This is a genomic window from Roseateles sp. PN1 (assembly GCF_038419725.1).
Lineage (GTDB): Bacteria > Pseudomonadota > Gammaproteobacteria > Burkholderiales > Burkholderiaceae_C > Paucibacter_A.
Genome location: NZ_JBCARA010000013.1, coordinates 137,738 through 152,446, shown reverse-complemented (window position 1 = coordinate 152,446; position 14,709 = coordinate 137,738). Strand labels below are relative to the sequence as shown.

The window sequence follows — 14,709 nt, the reverse complement described above, 5'->3', positions numbered from 1 at the left end:
TTATTAAAGAGCTCAAGCAACTCCGGCCTCAGCCTTCGTTAACTTGTTCGCTACCGACTTGACGTCAGCAGCACAGAAGCGAGATTATGACCTATTTTCTTTAAACCGGTCAAGCGTTTTAAAAACTTCTTTCGATATGTTTTTCAACGCTCTCACTTCACGCTACAAAACCGAATTCTCATTCAGTGCTGTCTCGTTGCCGAAACAAGCTTCTCTGTAGCGAAGCCCTCTACTGTAGCACAGGAATTTTGAGGGCCGCCGGAATTTCGGTAGAAAGTTGTGATGCGTGAGCAAGGCGAGGAAGGCCAGCCCTGCACTCACCTGGGAGCAGATCAGAAGGCACAGCGAATCAATCCTCCTGAAACGCTTCCTCACGTTTGCTCTTGATGGTCGGGAGCATGACCACCACGACCATCAGTAGAGCCGCAATCAACAAGCCTGCAGACAAGGGGCGAGACATGAAGGTGCTCCAGTCACCCCGCGAGAGCAGCAGCGCACGGCGCAGGTTTTCTTCCATCATTGGCCCCAGGATGAAGCCGAGCAGCAAAGGTGCAGGCTCACAGCTGAGCTTGTAGAGCACATACCCAACCAGAGCGAACAGCGCAGTCATATAGACATCGAAGCTATTGTTATTGAGCGAATAAGTGCCGATGCAGCAAAAGACCACGATGGCCGGGAACAAAAAGCGGTAGGGCACCGTGAGCAGTTTGATCCAGATGCCGATCAGCGGCAGGTTCAAGACGACCAGCATCAAGTTGCCAATCCACATCGACACAATCAGCCCCCAAAACAATTCCGGGTTGCTCGTCATGACCTGCGGCCCGGGCTGAATGCCTTTGATGGTCATGGCACCCACCATCAAGGCCATGACCGCATTCGGCGGAATGCCCAGGGTCAGCATGGGAATGAAACTGGTCTGCGCGCCCGCGTTATTGGCAGACTCCGGGCCGGCCACGCCCTGAATTGCGCCTTTGCCAAAAGGAATGCGTGGCCGTTTGGCGATTTTCTTTTCAAGCGTGTAGGCAGCGAACGAGGCCAGCAAGGCTCCTCCTCCTGGCAAGACGCCGAGCACCGAGCCAAGGGCCGTGCCTCTAAGCACCGAGGGCCAGGCCTCCTGAAAGTCCTGACGCGTGGGCCAGAGCCCCTTCACATCATTGGTAAAGACTTCGCGATCCTCTTCCGGCTGGCCGAGATTGGCAATGATCTCACCAAAGCCAAATACGCCCATCGCGATGACAACGAAGCCAATGCCATCGGTGAGTTCGGGAATGTCGAAGGAAAAGCGGGGCGTGCCAGAAATGACATCGGTATTGATCTGCCCCAGCAGCAAGCCCAGCAGAATCATCGCGATAGCTTTGATCAGTGAGCCTGAGGCCAACACCACGGCGCCCACCAAGCCCAGAACCATGAGCGAGAAGTACTCCGCCGGGCCAAAGCTCGACGCCATGACGATCAAGGGCTGCGAAAAGGCGGCAATGAACAAGGTGCCGACGCAACCCGCGAAGAATGAGCCCAACGCGGCCGCAGACAAAGCTGCCCCCGCCCGCCCCTGCCGTGCCATCTGATAGCCATCGATGGCGGTGACCACCGAACTGGATTCGCCCGGCACATTGATGAGAATGGCCGTGGTGGACCCACCGTACTGCGCGCCGTAATAAATGCCGGCCAGCATGATCAAGGCCGGCGTGGCGTCCAACGCGTAGATGGACGGCAGCAGCATGGCGATGGTGGCGACTGGCCCAAGGCCCGGCAACACGCCGATCAAAGTCCCAAGCACCACGCCGCCAAAGGCATACAGCAGGTTTTGCCAAGTCAAGGCGACATGCAAGCCCAAAGCCAAGTTGTCAAACAATTCCATGCCTAGCCCCTCAGCCGCCGAACATCACAGGCCAGACCGGAAGCTGCAGCTTCAAGCCCCAGACGAACAACACCCAGCTCATGGCCGTTAGAACCAGACTATTGAGCAAAGCATCTCTCCAGCGGAACTGATTGCCCGCCAGTGCCGACATGGTGATCAATAGGGGCAAGGTCAAGATCAGGCCCAGGCGCGGCAAAGCCAAGCCGAACACGATGATGGCGGCCACGATGATGAGCAGCGGCTTCCAGGCGATCTTGCCGATCGGGTCACCCCCATCGGATTCAATGCTCAGCGCCTTGAACAAGACCATGCCGCCCATCAAGGCCAACAACACACCCAGGAAGAATGGGAAATAGGCGGGCCCCGGCTGGGCTGAAGAGCCGAACTTGTAGCTCATGCTGCCCCAGGCAAAGGCAACGCCGACCAGCACAAAGATCAGCCCCGACCAGAAATCCCGCTGACTTTTGATTTTCATTTTTTCGCTTCCATTCCTCGAACATGCGGCGCCGATGAAGCGGCTCACACCACGGCAGGCAAAACCTGACCCCAAGACGCAAGACCAGGGCTCAAGTCTGCCACTGCGGCGTGCTGCGCAAGATCTCTTCCAGCGTTGTAGCCCCCTCAGCCACCTTCATGGCCCCTGCCAGGCGCAACGGCCGCAGCCCCTCCTGCATGGCCTGACGGCGCAGCGCTGAAATATCTGCCACGGGATGCAGATGCGCCTTGACGGACTCGCCAATGGTCAGCAATTCGTACAGGCCAGCACGCCCACGGTAACCGGTATGGCGGCATTCCAGGCAGCCCACCGGTTTGTAGGGCTTCACGCCGCCATTCATGCGCCAGTGTTTGAGCATCTCGTTCAAGGTGTCGCGCGTCACTGCCGGATCGGGCACCTTGCAATGCGGGCACAGGGTGCGCACCAGTCGCTGGGCCAGCACGCCGATCACGGTGGCGCTGATCAGATAAGAAGGTACGCCCAAATCGGTCAGGCGGGTGATGGCCGACGCCGCATCATTGGTGTGCAAGGTCGAGAACACCAGGTGGCCAGTCAAGGCGGCCTGAATCGCCATCTCGGCCGTGGCCAGGTCGCGGATTTCGCCCACCATGATGATGTCGGGGTCCTGGCGCATCAGGGCCCGCAGGCCTTCGGCAAAGCCCAGATCCAGCGCGCTTTGCACCTGGGTCTGGTTGAAGGCCGGCTCGATCATCTCGATCGGGTCTTCGATGGTGCAGACATTCACCTCTTCGGTGGCCAGGCGTTTGAGCGTGGAATACAGGGTGGTCGTCTTGCCACTGCCGGTGGGGCCGGTCACCAGAATGATGCCGTGCGGCTGCGTCACCAGCTTTTCCCAGCGCTCGTTGTCATGGCTAGAAAAACCCAGCTTGGCCAGATCCTTGACCGCAGTGTCGGGGTCGAAAATCCGCATCACCATCTTTTCACCGAAGGCGGTGGGCAGCGTGGACAGGCGCATTTCCACCTCATCCCCGGCCGGATTGCGGGTCTTGATGCGGCCATCCAGCGGCCGGCGGCGCTCAACCACGTCCATGCGACCCAGCAGCTTGATGCGCGAGGTCATGGCGCTCATCACCGTCGGCGGCAACTGGTAAACGGTGTGCAGCACGCCGTCTATGCGGAAGCGAATCACGCCCATATCGCGGCGCGGCTCCAAGTGGATATCACTGGCGCGCTGATCAAAAGCGTACTGCCATAACCAATCCACCACCTGGACCACGCCTTGGTCATTGGCGTCTAACTGTTTATTGCTGCGGCCCAGCTCCACCAATTGCTCGAAGCTGGCGGCCTGGCTGGACTCGCCCGCCTTGGCCGCCGCCCGCACGGACCGCGCCAGGGTGAAAAACTCGGTCGTGTAACGCGCAATCTCCAGCGGGTTGGCCACCACGCGCTTGATCGGCTTGCGCATATGCGATTCGATTTGCGCAACCCAAGAGGTATCAAAGGGCTCAGACGTCGCAATCGTCACATCGAGCAAGCCGACCTGCACCGGCAAGCAGCGCTTGGCCTCGGCATAGCCCACCGACATCACATCGCTGACACGGCCGACCTCCACCTTCAGCGGATCGATGCGCAGATAAGGCAGCTTGGCGCGGCCGGCCACCCATTCGGTCAGCGCATCGACATCCAAGGTCTTGCCATTGCTGAGTCGGGTCAAGCCGGCATGCCCCAGGCGCACCAAGGGATGCAAGGAACTGTCCCCCGCCGCAAAGCGCGATTGGGTGCGCAGCACCTGAGGCTCGTCGATCAAGCCGTCTTCCAGCAGCCAGTGCAGCATCGCCCGCCAGTCCAGCCGGCCTTCGAGCGGGCTGGCATTGGGTGCGGAGGTGGCTTTCACGCTCATGTTGTGGACTCGGCTTGCAGCTGTTGGATGATGTTCAAGGGCAAAGGCCGCACCAGACGCAACCACTTCCGCGCCGGCAGGCTGAACTGCGACTCGATATTAGCCGCTCTGCGTTCCAGTTCTTCGCGATCCGGCACCGACACACCTCGCGCCGCCACCACGATGGTGTTGCCCTCCTTGGTCGGCGCCAAACTCCACACCTGATCGGAGCCGAACACCTTGGCGATGCGCAGGGCGCTGCGGGTGAAGCTGGCATCGCGGCCGAACAGATTGACCGTCATCAAGCCACCGTCGCTCAACAAGTCGCGGCAATGGGCATAGAACGCTTCATCATCCAGAACCGGCGAGGCAGCGTCGTGATCGTAGAGGTCGATATTGAGCACATCGGCCGTGCCGGCTTGCTGGGGCTCCGCCACCCAGCTGGCGGCATCGGCATTGATGACCGTGAGCTTGGCATCGTCCTCGGGCAGATGAAACCAGGCCCGGCAGGCGCTGATCACGGTCGGATTGATCTCCACTGCCGTGGTGCGCATGCGCAGCATCTTGTGGCAAAAGCGCGTGATGGCCGCAGCACCTAAGCCCAGTTGCACGGCATGACCCTCGCGCAGCTGCGCGGACTCGCGCCACAGCATCCACACCATCATGCGCTGGATGTATTCCAACTCCAGCTGCTGCGGCTTGCGAATCCGCATGGCGCCCTGCACCCAGATGCTGTCCAGATGCAAAAAGCGCACGCCATCAAATTCCGACAGGGTGGCGGGCGCCCACACGGGTTTGGCGCCGCTCTTGTTTTTCTTATTGCTGATCATGTCACTCCAAAAGGCTATGGCGCTCAAACACCTCTCGCCAGGCCGCCAATTTGCGTTCCATCGTCCAGCTGGCGTGCGCCGGGCTGGTGGATGGCAGTTGATAGACGGGCAGGCCCAGGCTTGCGGTGATGCGTTTATACCGGGCCGATTCCCCGCCATTGTGGGCGATCGCCTGCAGCCGCGGCATCTTTGCCGCTAGTCCAAGCAAATCATTGGGCTGGGCGGCCTGTATCGCCGCGTCCAGGCTGCCCTGTCGCTCGCAGGAGGCGTAAACATCCCAGATCGCCAAGCCGCGCTGACGCGCAACGTCCAGGCGCTGCGCATAAGGCAGCGCCCGCAGATCCTGCTGCCACAAGGCCGACAAAATGGGCCAGAACTGATTGCGCGGATGACCGTAATAAGTCTGCGCGGCCAGCGAGGCCACGCTGGGGAAGCTGCCCAAGACCAGCAACTTCGCGCGCTCGGACCAGACCGGGGCCAAACCCTGCAGACGGACGGCATTAGGTCCTGGGGCTGATCCGGCTTGGGAAAGCTCCGCCGCGGCCCCAATAGCATCGGGAATAGACATCGAACGCTTGCTCGTCATCGTCTCAAGCGATGGTTGCCGCCAGCTTGGGCAGGGCCGCGCAGGCATTGGCACTGGTGATGGCGGCGGTTTGCGCCAAGGTCCAGCCGCGCAAATCGGCCAGGCTGGCGGCAATGCGTGGCAGCTCAGCCGGCTCGTTGCGCCCAGTCACAGCGCCCTGCTCCCGCTCAGCGGCGGTCTTGTACAACCAATGCGGGGGAATATCGGGCGCGTCGGTTTCCAGCACCAGGGCCGACTCAGGCAGGCTTTGGGCCAGGCGACGAATCTGCTGGGCACGCTCAAAAGTCAGCGTGCCGCCAAAGCCCAGCTTGAAACCCAGATCCACAAAATGCTGAGCCTGCTGGGCGCTGCCGTTGAAGGCGTGGGCAATGCCGCCCGAAACCGGCTGCCGCCGCAAACCCGCGAGCAGCTGATCCGCACTGCGCCGCACATGCAGCAGCACCGGCAAGCGGTGGCGACCGGCCAGCTTGAGCTGCTCGGTGTAGAAAAAGCGCTGCCGGGCGGCATCCAGGCCGGGCGCAAAGAAGTCCAGGCCGATCTCGCCCACCGCGACCAGGCGCGGGTCGTCGCCGTAGCGACCCAGCAACTCGTCCAGCAGGGTCAGGTCTTGCTCGCGGGCCTGCGGCGTGTAGAGCGGGTGGATGCCCAGCGCATAGCTCAGGCCATGGGCATGGGCCAACTCCCGCACCGTGTCGAAATTGAAGGCTGCCACGGCGGGCAGCACCAGTTGCCCCAGGCCGGCGGCCCGCGCCCGCTGCAGCACCGCGCTGCGGTCGGCATCAAACTCCGGCGCGTCGAGGTGACAGTGGCTGTCTATCCACATGCCGGCTGGATGCTGCATGCCTCAGCGGTCAGCGCTTAGCGGAAAACCACCGTGCGGTTGCCATTCATCAGCACCCGGTGTTCGGCATGCCATTGAATCGCCCGCGCCAGGGTCACACACTCCACATCGCGGCCAATCGCCACCAACTGCTCAGGCACCAGGCTGTGGTCAATGCGAGCCACTTCCTGCTCGATGATGGGGCCTTCGTCCAGATGCGAGGTGACGTAATGCGCGGTGGCGCCGATCAGCTTGACGCCGCGCTCATGCGCCTGGTGATAGGGCTTGGCGCCCTTGAAGCTGGGGAGGAAGCTGTGGTGGATATTGATGGCCCGGCCGGATAAATCGCGGCAGAACTCGGGCGAGAGGATTTGCATATAGCGCGCCAGCACCACCAGGTCGATGTCGTTGTCGGCCATCACCTCGCGGATCTTGCCCTCCTGCGCCTGCTTTTGCTCCTCCGTCGCGCCCAGCAAGGGGAAGTGATGGAAAGGAATATTGTGCGAGGCGGCCAGCTGATAGAACTCGCGATGGTTGGAGACGATGGCCGGAATCTCGATCGGCAAATGCCCGGTTTGCACCCGGAACAGCAAATCGTTCAGGCAATGGCCTAGCTTAGACACCAGCAACAGCACCCGTGTCTTGACCTGCGTATCCACCAGCTCCCAGTCCATTTGCAAGCCGGCAGCCAGGGGCGCGAAGGCTTCGCGCAAGCGCTCTTGCTCGGCTCCGGCGGCGCATTCGAACTCGATGCGCATGAAAAAGCGTTGGTGATCGGCATCGCCATGCTGGGCCGAGGTCAGGATATTGCCGCCATGCTGCAGCAAAAATCCGGTGACGGTGTGGACGATGCCCGCCTTGTCGGGGCAGCTCAGTTTGAGGATGAAACGCTTGGCGCTGCGAGGACTGTTGCTCATCGATGACTTCTCTAATTCTTCAATTCTTGAATACTCAGGCTGCTACAGCAGCGGCTTGTTGAACATGGCCACCCACCAGATTCAGCTGGGCCTGGCACTGTGCCGCCAGGCTCTGGTCGTGGGTCACCATCACAAAGGCCGTGCCCTGCTCACGCGCCGTGGCCAGCATCAGCTCGAACACGGCTTGCGAGGTGCTGCGATCCAGATTGCCGGTGGGCTCATCCGCAAGCACACAAGCCGGTTGCGTGACCAAGGCGCGTGCAATGGCCACCCGCTGGCGCTCACCACCCGATAACTCGGCGGGCCGGTGCTTGAGGCGCGCGGCCAGGCCAACGCGGCTCAACATCGCCGCAGCACGCTCACGCGCCTGGGCTTGCGGCATGCGGCGGATGCGCAGCGGCATGGCCACATTGTCCAGCGCGCTGAACTCGGGCAAGAGGTGATGAAACTGGTAGACAAAGCCGAGATGCTGGTTGCGCCAGTCGCCACGCGCGCTCTCGCTGAGCTGGCTCAGGTCCTGCCCCAGCAGGCTGACGCGGCCGGCCGAGGGCTTGTCCAGCCCACCCAGCAAATGCAGCAAGGTGGACTTGCCGGAACCGGATGCGCCAACGATGGCCAGGGTCTGCCCGCGAAACACCGTCACATCCACGCCGGCCAGCACGCGCACGTCCAACTCGCCCTCTTTGAAGCGGCGCTCCAGGCCCAGGCCTTGCAAAACAATCTGGGCTTCACTCATAACGCAGCGCCTCGGCGGGTTGCACGCGGCTGGCGCGCCAGCTCGGATAAATGGTGGCCAGGAAGGCCAGGATCAGCGAGGTGATGACGATGGGCCAGATGTCGGCGCTTTGCGGGTCGCTGGGCATCTTGTTGATCAGATAAATGCTGCCGGGCAGGAAGCTGGTGTTGAGCACCCGCTCGATGAAGGGCACGATCACATCGATATTGAAGGCCACCAACAGCCCCAGGCCAACGCCTGAAAGCGTACCGATCACGCCGGAGGTAGCGCCTTGCACCATGAAGATGCCCATGATGGAGCGCGGGCTGGCCCCCAGGGTGCGCAGAATCGCGATATCGGCCTGCTTATCGGTCACCGTCATCACCAGGGTGGAGACCAAATTGAAGGCCGCCACCGCGACGATCAAGGTCAGGATGATGCCCATCATGCGCTTCTCGACCTGCACCGCGTCATACCAATTGGCATTGCTGCGGGTCCAGTCACGCACCCGAATCTCCGGGCCCATGCTGCGCATCAACTCATTGCCGACCTCGCGAGCCTTGTAAACGTCTTTCAACTTCAGCTGCACGCCGGACGGGCCGGTGACGCGGAACAGCTTGGCGGCGTCGGCCACATGAATCAGGGCCATGCCGCTGTCGTACTCGTAATGCCCGGCATTGAAGGTGCCCACCAAGGTGAACTGCTTCATGCGCGGCACGGTGCCGGCGGGCGAGACATCGCCGCTGGGCGAGACCACCGTGACCTTGTCGCCGAATCGCAGGCCCAAGCTGCGCGCCAACTCCGCCCCCAGCACGATGTGCCAGGCGCCCGGTGTCAATTGCGCCAGGGCGCCGTCCTTGAGCTGGGCGGCCAGGGGCGTGACATGACTCTCCGCCTCGGGCTCGATGCCCCGCACGATAGCGCCGCGCATCTCGTCGCCGCGCGCCACCAACACCTGCGAGGCGATGAAGGGCGCAGCCGCCTGCACGGCCGGGTTCTCGGCCGCCTTGGCCGCCGTGGCTTGCCAGTCGGGCAAGGCGTCACCGTTGTAGCTCATCAGCTCCACATGGGCGATCACCGACAACATGCGGTCGCGCACTTCCTTCTGGAAGCCATTCATCACCGACAAAACGATGATCAGCGCCGCCACGCCCAGCGCGATCCCCAGCACCGACACGCCGGAGATAAAAGAGATGAAACGGTTGCGCCGCCCACCACGTCCGGCGCGGGTGTAGCGCCAGCCAATCTGCAATTCATAAGGCCAATTCATGCCCGGCATGCTAACTGAGGGAAGCCGGGCGCCGCCCCGGGGCGAAGCGCCTCAACGATAAGCCGCACATCAAATGGCAAGAAAAAAGCCCGCGCGGCGATGCGCCGGGCGGGCTTGAGCTGCGAAAGGCTGAAAATTCAGGCAGCTTTGCTGCAGCTACCGCTACCCTTGTCGAACCGGCGGGCAATGCCTCGCGAGCCCAGCAGCACAATCAGGCCCAGCGCCATCAAGCCATAGCTTGAGGGCTCAGGCACAGGGCTGATGCCCAGGCTCAGCGTGCCCGACAACCATTTGCCGTCCGTTGGCTCGACGCCGTTGTCCACGCCCTCAAAGAACTCCAAGCGCAGCAGGCCGTCGGCGCCGACCTGGAAGGCCAGGCCGTAATCGACCAGATTGGCACTGCCGCTGTAATGCGCGCTGCCGCTGTATTCATCATTGATGCCTGGCGTGAAGGCCACAAGGCCGGCGCCGGAACTGGGGCCCAAACTCAATTTGATGTGCGACAGCCAACTCGGGTCGAAGGCTTGCAACTGCAAATCCCAAGTGAGCGAGTTGATCAGCGCATTCGCCCCCACTTGCACGTTCAGCACCGTGTTGAGGGGAGAGCCCAGCGCATCTTTGCTGTCAATGCCGCTGACATCCAGCACCAGGCCGCTACCCACAAACGCCGCCGAACCGAGTAGTGGCGACGTTGACGCTGCAGCAGGCGTGGCGGCTTGCACAGGTGCCGACAAGCCCCAGGCCAAGCCACAGGCGGCGATCAGCCATTTGAAATCAGCCATGCGCGTGCATTTCATGTGCCACCCCATTTCTTGCCTGAACTTGCTTGATGAACGAAAGGCCGGCGCAATCCGCGCCTCAGCCGCTCGCAATTTGGCACAGCCCGCGTCAATTTGAAATGGGCTGAGGCCCCCGACTTCAGTGGGCCTCGTCCCAGTTGGCGCCCACGCCCACCTCGGCCAGCAAGGGCACGCGCAGCGCAGCCACACCGGCCATCAGGCGTGGCACCTCGGTTTTGACCCAGTCCAACTCTGCGTCAGGCACCTCGAACACCAGTTCATCGTGCACCTGCATGACGATGCGGGTCAGCTTGCCCTGCTCATCCAGGGCGGCCTGCACCGCGATCATGGCCAGCTTGATCAAGTCCGCCGCCGTGCCCTGCATGGGGGCGTTGATGGACTGGCGCTCGGCCCCGGCCTTGCGTGGGCCGTTGCCGCCCTTGATCTCGGGCAGATAGATGCGCCGCCCAAACAAGGTTTCCACATAGCCCAACTCCGCGGCGCGGGCCTTGGTGTTGTCCATATAGTGCTTCACACCGGCGAAGCGGTTGAAGTAGAGGTCGATGTAGTCGCGCGCGGCCTTTTGCTCGATGCCCAGAGACTGCGCCAAGCCGAAAGCGCCCATGCCGTAGATCAGGCCGAAGTTGATGGTCTTGGCATAGCGGCGCTGCTCGGTGGTGACCTCGCTCACCGGGGTGTTGAACACTTCTGAAGCGGTGGCGCGGTGCACGTCCAGGCCTTCGCCAAAGGCGCGCAGCAGGCCCGGGTCTTCGCTGATGTGAGCCATGATGCGCAGCTCGATCTGCGAATAGTCGGCGCTGACGATGCTGTGGCCGGGCAGCGCCACAAAGGCCTCGCGCACGCGGCGGCCTTCTGCGGTGCGGATGGGGATGTTCTGCAGATTGGGCTCATTGCTGGACAAGCGCCCGGTCACCGTCACCGCCTGGGCGTAATTGGTGTGCACCCGGCCGGTCTGCGCATTGATCATCAGCGGCAGCTTGTCGGTATAGGTGCTCTTGAGCTTGGCCAGGCTGCGGTATTCCAGAATCTTGGCCGGCAGCGGGTAGTCCAGCGCCAGCTTGTCCAACACCTCTTCATCAGTAGAAGGCGCGCCGGTGGCGGTCTTCTTGACGATGGGCAAGCCCTGCTTGGTGAACAAAATCTCGCCGATCTGCTTGGGGCTGCCCATATTGAAAGGCTGACCCGCAATGTCGTAAGCCTCTTGCTCCAGCGTCAGCAAGCGCTGACCCAGCTCATGGCTTTGCGCTTGCAGGCGGCTGGCATCGATCAGCACGCCTGTCGATTCGATGCGCGCCAGCAAAGCGCTGGTGGGCATCTCGATGTCGCGGTAGACCCGCAGCAAGCCGGCTTCGGCCTCGATCTGCGGCCACAGCTGCTGATGCACCTGCAGGCACATGTCCGAGTCTTCGCTGGAATACTCCGCCGCCTTGGCCACTTCCACCTGGGCAAAGGGAATCTGATTGACGCCCTTGCCGCACAAGTCTTCGTAGCTCAGGCCGGCGCGGCCCAGATGACGTTCACCCAAGGCGCCCAGGCCGTGGGTTTTGTGAGCTTCCAGCACATAGCTTTCCAGCATGGTGTCGTGCTGCACGCCGCGCAGCTGGATGCCGTGATTGGCCAGCACATGGGTGTCGTACTTGAGGTTCTGGCCGAGCTTGGGCGCATGGGCGTCTTCCAGCCAGGGCTTGAGCTTGGCCAGCACTTCCTCCAGCGGCAACTGAGCCGGGGCGTCCGGCCCTTCATGGCGCAGCGGAATATAGGCCGCCTCACCCGCCTTGACGCTGAAAGAAATGCCAACGATGCGCGCCCGCATGGGGTCGAGCGAATCGGTCTCGGTGTCCAGCGCGGCCAGGCTGGCGGACTGCAGCTTGGCCAGCCAGGCGTCAAAGCTGGGCCAGTCGAGGATGGTGCTGTAGTTGCGCTCTTGAACCGCGGCGGGCAATTGCGGCGCCGATGCGTCAACAGAGCCGTCGCCGAACAAATCGCCGCTGACTGCAGCCGGCGCAGCAGTCTTGGCGCCAGCGCCGGCCAACTCCTTCAGCCAAGTCTTGAAGCCGAATCGGGTATAGAAATCCTGCAAACCGGCTTCATCCACCGGCTTGAGTGCCAAAGCGTCCAGCTGCGGCCAGCCAGGCACAAAGCCGTTCAAATCGCAGTCCAGCTTGACGGTCACGAGGCGGCGGCCCATCGGCAGCCAATCCAGGGCTTTGCGCAGGTTCTCGCCGGCCACGCCCTTGACGGCGGCCGCGTTGGCAATCACGCCATCCAGCGAGCCGTGCTCGGCAATCCACTTGGCGGCGGTCTTGGGGCCGACCTTCTCAACGCCGGGCACGTTGTCCACCGTGTCACCCATCAGGGTCAGGTAGTCAATGATGCGCTCAGGCGGCACGCCGAACTTGACGCTCACCGCGGCCGGGTCCAGCACCTCGCAATCGATGGCCGGGCCACCCCAGGGCGCTACGCTGCCGGGCACGGCGGCGGCCTTGTTCATGGTGTTGATCAGGGTGGTGTCGCTCGTCACCAGTTGCGCCAAGTCCTTGTCGCCGGTGGACACCACCACGGCGTGGCCGCTTTCGGCCGCCACGCGGGCCAGGGTGCCGATGGCGTCATCCGCCTCGATGCCGGGCACTTCCAGCACCGGCCAACCCAGCAGCTTGACTACCTCGTGGATGGGAGTGATCTGCTCGCGCAGCGCATCGGGCATGGGCGCGCGCTGGGCCTTGTATTCGGGGTACCACTCGTCGCGGAAGGTCGGGCCCTTGGCATCGAAGACGCACACCGCATGTTCGGCCGCCACTTGCTCGCGCAAGCGCTTCATCATCGCCACCATGCCGTGAATCGCACCGGTGGGCACGCCCGCCGGGCCACGCAGATCGGGCAGGGCGTGATAGGCGCGGTACAAATAGCTGGAACCGTCGACCAGCAGAAGAATGGGTTTGCTCATGCCGCGCATTGTCGTGCAGGCGCGGGGTGCCAGCCCTGCCAGTGAGCGTAGGCGAGTTGCTGAGCTGGCGCGAACTAGAATGAGGCCATGGTTCGCTACATCCCTCATTCCGGCCCGGCTGCCCCTTCGACCCTGTTGGCTCAGTCTGCCTTGACAGCCCTGGCACTGCTGCTTTGCCTCAGCGCCGGCTTGGCCCGTGCCGAAGCGCCGGCTGACAAGCCAGCCCAGGCACCGGTGCTGAAGGATGAACCGGCCACCCGCAAGACCCCCGATGCCAAGGTTGAACAGACCGTGATCGAGGACGACAGCAACCGTGTTGAAGAGACGCGTGTGCGCGGCCAGACCCAAAAGGTCACGGTCCAGCCCAAAAACAGCCCCCTGCCCAGCTACGAGATCATCATGGGCGACGCCAGCCGCGACCCCTCGCAAGGCAATTCCGCCAGCCGCGGCGCAGCCGGTGCGCGAGTCTGGCGCTTGCTGACCTTTTGATGCTCAGCGGCCAGCCAGGCACGGCGCCCAAGTTGCACTGTTTGCCCTGCTCGCCCTAGTCGCCCAAATCGCCCTAATCGCCGAAGTCGATCTCGTCCGCCTCACCCTCTTCTTTGACGCACCGATAAAAGCGTTCTGTTGCCATGGCCGTATTCACCCAAGTCACCGAAGCCCAGGCACAAGCCCTGGCAACCCGCCTCCATCTGGGCCAGTTGCAATCGCTGCGCGGCATCAAAGCCGGCATCGAAAACACCAACTATTTCCTGGACACCGACAAGGGCGAGTTCGTGCTGACGGTGTTCGAACGCCTGAGCTTTGAGCAACTGCCTTTTTACTTGCAGCTGATGAAGCATCTGGCAGCGCGCGGCATCGCCGTGCCAGACCCGCAGGCCGATGCCCAAGGCCACATCCTGTTCGAGTTGCAAGGCAAGCCCGCCGCGGTGGTGAACAAGCTCAGCGGCGGCCACCAGTTGGCGCCCGATCTATTCCACTGCGCCCAAGTCGGCGCTGGCCTCGCCCACATGCATCTGGCGGCGCAAGATTTCCCGCTCGACCAGCCCAATCTGCGCGGCCTGGATTGGTGGAATGAAACGGTTCCCGTACTGCTGCCCTTCTTGGACCCGGAGCGCAGCAGCTTGATCCAGCAAGAGCTGGCCTACCAGCAAAGCCTGGCGGCCTCCGCCAGCTATGCCGAGCTGCCCTGCGGCCCCATCCACGCCGATCTGTTCCGCGACAACGTCATGTTCGATGGCCTGCCCGGCCGTGAACGGCTCAGCGGCTTCTTCGACTTTTACTTCGCCGGCGTCGACACCTGGCTGTTCGACCTGGCCGTGTGCTTAAACGATTGGTGCATTGACCGCGACAGCGGCCGCCTCGATGAGACCCGCGCGCAAGCCTTTGTGGATGCGTATGAGACCGTGCGGCCCCTGAGTGGCACCGAACACCGCCTGCTGCCCGCGCTCTTGCGTGCTGCGGCGCTGCGCTTCTGGGTCTCGCGCCTGTGGGACGTTTACCTGCCGCGCGACGCCAGCCTGCTCACCCCCCACGACCCCGGCCATTTCGAACGCGTGCTGCGTGAGCGCATTGCGCGTCCCTGGCATGCGCTGGCCAGCGCCTAGTTCGACCGTGGCTCGCACGCGCAAAG

Annotated in this window: 13 protein-coding genes; 2 read left to right on the top strand and 11 right to left on the bottom strand. The window is 62.7% G+C overall.

Annotated features, from left to right (window positions below; translation table 11 throughout):
* Positions 1-349: 349 nt before the first annotated feature.
* From AABB87_RS19210 to polA, 11 genes are all read right to left on the bottom strand, one after another.
* Positions 350-1,858 (bottom strand): tripartite tricarboxylate transporter permease, encoded by a 1,509-nt coding sequence (locus AABB87_RS19210; RefSeq protein ID WP_341972888.1) that lies wholly within the window; start codon positions 1,856-1,858, stop codon positions 350-352.
* A 10-nt stretch (positions 1,859-1,868) separates the two neighbouring features.
* Complete coding sequence (locus AABB87_RS19205; protein ID WP_341972887.1) at positions 1,869-2,333, bottom strand: tripartite tricarboxylate transporter TctB family protein; 465 nt, start codon at positions 2,331-2,333, stop codon at positions 1,869-1,871.
* A gap of 91 nt (positions 2,334-2,424) precedes the next feature.
* On the bottom strand, positions 2,425-4,215 hold the full coding sequence (locus AABB87_RS19200; protein WP_341972886.1) for a GspE/PulE family protein: 1,791 nt from the start codon (positions 4,213-4,215) through the stop codon (positions 2,425-2,427).
* Complete coding sequence (locus tag AABB87_RS19195) at positions 4,212-5,024, bottom strand: spermine/spermidine synthase domain-containing protein (RefSeq protein ID WP_341972885.1); 813 nt, start codon at positions 5,022-5,024, stop codon at positions 4,212-4,214. The genes AABB87_RS19200 and AABB87_RS19195 overlap by 4 nt, the downstream gene beginning before the upstream one ends.
* Before the next feature lies 1 nt (position 5,025).
* Complete coding sequence (locus AABB87_RS19190) at positions 5,026-5,592, bottom strand: DNA-deoxyinosine glycosylase (RefSeq protein WP_341972884.1); 567 nt, start codon at positions 5,590-5,592, stop codon at positions 5,026-5,028.
* Positions 5,593-5,614: 22 nt separating this feature from the next.
* Positions 5,615-6,451: a TatD family hydrolase gene (locus AABB87_RS19185; RefSeq protein ID WP_341972883.1), complete on the bottom strand. Its 837-nt coding sequence runs from the start codon at positions 6,449-6,451 to the stop codon at positions 5,615-5,617.
* Between the two features lie 17 nt (positions 6,452-6,468).
* Entirely contained in the window at positions 6,469-7,347 is an 879-nt protein-coding gene (gene purU, locus AABB87_RS19180) for a formyltetrahydrofolate deformylase (protein ID WP_341972882.1), read from the bottom strand.
* Between the two features lie 34 nt (positions 7,348-7,381).
* Positions 7,382-8,083, bottom strand: coding sequence for a lipoprotein-releasing ABC transporter ATP-binding protein LolD (gene lolD, locus AABB87_RS19175; protein ID WP_341972881.1), 702 nt, complete (start codon positions 8,081-8,083; stop codon positions 7,382-7,384).
* Complete coding sequence (locus tag AABB87_RS19170; RefSeq protein ID WP_341972880.1) at positions 8,076-9,332, bottom strand: lipoprotein-releasing ABC transporter permease subunit; 1,257 nt, start codon at positions 9,330-9,332, stop codon at positions 8,076-8,078. Before AABB87_RS19170 ends, lolD begins: the two co-directional genes overlap by 8 nt.
* Positions 9,333-9,469: 137 nt before the next feature.
* Positions 9,470-10,114, bottom strand: a complete 645-nt coding sequence (locus AABB87_RS19165; protein WP_341972879.1) for a PEP-CTERM sorting domain-containing protein — start codon at positions 10,112-10,114, stop codon at positions 9,470-9,472.
* Positions 10,115-10,250: 136 nt separating this feature from the next.
* Positions 10,251-13,076, bottom strand: a complete 2,826-nt coding sequence (gene polA, locus AABB87_RS19160) for a DNA polymerase I (RefSeq protein WP_445944888.1) — start codon at positions 13,074-13,076, stop codon at positions 10,251-10,253.
* Between the two features lie 87 nt (positions 13,077-13,163).
* On the opposite strand from polA, the gene AABB87_RS19155 reads away from it, so the two are divergent.
* Entirely contained in the window at positions 13,164-13,565 is a 402-nt protein-coding gene (locus AABB87_RS19155; protein ID WP_341972877.1) for a hypothetical protein, read from the top strand.
* Positions 13,566-13,708: 143 nt separating this feature from the next.
* The gene (locus tag AABB87_RS19150) at positions 13,709-14,683 is read left to right on the top strand and encodes a homoserine kinase (RefSeq protein ID WP_341972876.1); all 975 of its coding nucleotides are present in this window, start codon (positions 13,709-13,711) and stop codon (positions 14,681-14,683) included.
* Positions 14,684-14,709 lie beyond the last annotated feature (26 nt).